Annotated in this window: 1 protein-coding gene; it reads right to left on the bottom strand. The window is 41.0% G+C overall.

The window, feature by feature from the left end:
• The coding region (locus QP437_RS10560) for a DUF3987 domain-containing protein (protein WP_285267809.1) at positions 1-225 on the bottom strand (225 nt) is incomplete at its 3' end.
• Positions 226-229: the final 4 nt, after the last annotated feature.

Genomic DNA, 229 nt, shown 5'->3' with positions numbered 1-229 from the left:
CATATATCGGTCAAAAAGACCGGGTTGTACCATGAGGGATAATGTCATTCTGGCATTTTCAATCATCTGTTCGGGTTCATTCTTTCTGTCCACCGACAATACGGAGCCATCCCACATTTTGTTAATAAAAGGCAACTCAGACAGGGTATATCCATCAAATATAATACCGGCTTCATCTGACATAATACCCACTGAACGCCATTTACCACAAAGCTGATTCTTAATTGCC

Source organism: Haemophilus sp. UMB1048, assembly GCF_030218125.1.
GTDB lineage: Bacteria > Pseudomonadota > Gammaproteobacteria > Enterobacterales > Pasteurellaceae > Haemophilus_D.
Note: the sequence above shows the minus strand (reverse complement) of the source record. Positions and strands in the feature narration are given on the sequence as shown.